This is a genomic window from Pseudoduganella sp. RAF53_2 (assembly GCF_052113985.1).
Taxonomy (GTDB): Bacteria; Pseudomonadota; Gammaproteobacteria; order Burkholderiales; family Burkholderiaceae_D; genus Rugamonas.
In genome coordinates this window covers 1-2400 of sequence record NZ_JBFRDW010000791.1, presented here as the reverse complement: position 1 = coordinate 2400, position 2400 = coordinate 1, and the positions used below count along the sequence as shown (strand labels likewise).

2 protein-coding genes are annotated in these 2400 nt (G+C 63.4%); both read left to right on the top strand.

Annotated elements, in window-relative coordinates; translation table 11 throughout:
• Nucleotides 1-53 precede the first annotated feature (53 nt).
• The gene (locus tag AB4Z11_RS29540) at nucleotides 54-1250 is read left to right on the top strand and encodes a CaiB/BaiF CoA transferase family protein (RefSeq protein WP_442029417.1); all 1197 of its coding nucleotides are present in this window, start codon (nucleotides 54-56) and stop codon (nucleotides 1248-1250) included.
• On the top strand, nucleotides 1244-2167 hold the full coding sequence (locus AB4Z11_RS29535) for a hydroxymethylglutaryl-CoA lyase (RefSeq protein WP_442029416.1): 924 nt from the start codon (nucleotides 1244-1246) through the stop codon (nucleotides 2165-2167). Before AB4Z11_RS29540 ends, AB4Z11_RS29535 begins: the two co-directional genes overlap by 7 nt.
• Nucleotides 2168-2400 lie beyond the last annotated feature (233 nt).

Below are 2400 nucleotides of genomic sequence, written 5' to 3'. Positions count from 1 at the left end.
CGGAAACGCAGAGCGTTGTCTATCCTGCTAACACTAACAGAAGGAGACACGCAATGAGTGGACCGCTCACCGGCATCAAGGTTATCGAAATCGGAACCCTGATCGCCGCACCTTTCGCCGCCCGCCTGATGGCCGAATTCGGCGCGGAAGTCATCAAGATCGAAGCGCCCGGCGAGGGCGACCCAATCCGTAAATGGCGCAAGCTGCACAAGGGCACCTCGCTGTGGTGGTATCTGCAGTCGCGCAATAAGAAATCCATTTCGATCAATCTGAAGTCGCCGGAAGGCATCGCCATCGTCAAGCGGCTTGCTGAAGGCGCCGATGTGCTGATCGAGAACATGAAGCCGGGCGCGCTGGAAAAGCTGGGCCTGGGCTGGGATACGCTGCATGCGCTGAACCCGAAGCTGACCATGGTGCGCATTTCGGGTTACGGCCAGACCGGCCCGTACAAAGACCGTCCGGGCTTTGGCGCGATTGGCGAGGCGATGGGCGGCATTCGTCACACAACGGGCGAAGAAGGCCGTGTGCCGGCGCGCGTTGGCGTGAGCCTGGGCGATTCGCTGGCCTCGCTGCATGCCGTGATGGGCGCGCTGATGTCCGTGCTGCGCGTGAAGACGGGGCAGGGTAATGGCCAGGTGGTCGATGTGTCGCTGGTCGAAAGCGTGTTCAATCTGATGGAAAGCCTGATTCCCGAATATGATCTGCTGGGCCATGTGCGTGAACGCAGCGGCGGTGCATTGCCCGGGATCGCCCCCTCGAATACCTATCCGACGCGCGACGGTTCCTATGTCGTCATCGCGGGTAACAGCAACCCGATTTACAAGCGCCTGATGCACGCCATTGGCCGCGCCGATCTGGCCGAAGATCCGCAATTCGCCCAGAACGATGGCCGTGCCGCACAGGTGGGCCTGATCGATGCGGCCATCGCCGGCTGGACTTCGGCACACAGCATCGAAGACGTGCTAACAACGCTGGAGCGCGCCGAAGTGCCGGCCGGCCGCATCTATTCGGTGAAGGACATCGTCGCCGATCCGCATTACCAGGCGCGCGACATGATCCTGGATTCCACGCTGCCGGATGGCGTGCACGTGAAAATGCCGGGCATCGTGCCGAAGCTGTCGGACACCCCGGGCGAAGTGCGCTGGCAGGGGCCGCAACTGGGTGAGCATACCGCGTCCGTGCTGGCGGATCTGGGCATGACGGCAGGCGATATTGCGCGTCTGCGCGAACAGGGAGTGGTGCAATGCTGATCGTTCAGGAAGTCGCACCGCGCGACGGGCTGCAGATCGAGCCGGTGTTCGTGCCGACCGAAACCAAGGTGGCGCTGATCGATGCGCTGTCTGCGGCGGGCTTCACGCGCATCGAGGCCGGATCGTTCGTGTCACCGAAAGCCATTCCAGCGCTGCGCGATGGCGATGAAGTATTCCGCCGCATCCAGCGCCGCCCCGGTGTGATCTATGTGGCACTGATCCCGAACCTGAAGGGTGCGCAGCGCGCGCTGGAGGCGGGCGCCAACGAGCTGAATCTGGTGATGTCCGCGAGCCAGACGCACAACCGCGCCAATATGCGCATGACGCGCGAACAGTCGCTGGCTGGCTTCCGCGACATCGTTGCCGCAACCGGCAGCGCGGCCTCGCTGAACGGTACGGTTGCCACGGCGTTCGGCTGTCCCTTCGAGGGCAAGGTCGATGAAGACCTGGTGCTGCGTATCGTCGACCAGTATCTGGAGTTGGGCATGCAGGGCATCACGCTGGCCGACACCACGGGCATGGCGAATCCGCGTCAGGTCGCGCGCATCGTGCGCCGGGTGCGCGAGCGCGTGCGGGCATCCGAGCTGACGCTGCACTTCCATAACACGCGCGGCCTGGGCCTGGCCAATGTGCTGGCGGCTTATGACACGGGCGCGCGCCGCTTCGATGCTTCGCTGGGCGGCCTTGGCGGCTGTCCTTTCGCGCCGGGCGCTTCGGGGAATATCTGTACCGAGGACCTGGTGAATATGTGCGAGGAGATGGGTATCCCGACGGGGATCGATCTGCCTGCGCTGATCGCGCTGTCGCGCACCTTGCCGCCGTTGCTGGGGCACGACTTGCCGGGACAGGTCGTCAAGGCGGGACGCAATAGCGACCTGCATCCAACGCCACCGGATCTGCTGCCCATCGCGGCTTGAATTCGGCGGGTCAATGATCCGCCAACGTAGGGCGGGTCGTTTGACCCGCCAAGAATGACCGACACACTTAAACTAATGACCGGCCCTTGAAAGCGCCGGCAAAGGAGACCTTTTATGTCCACGAAAAGCATACTGGCCGCCGCAGCGGCCGATCAGACGCTAAGCAGCGGCGCGGTGACCGAAGCCGCCGTTGTGCGCAAGGCGGCATGGCGGATCATGCCGCTGATTATGAT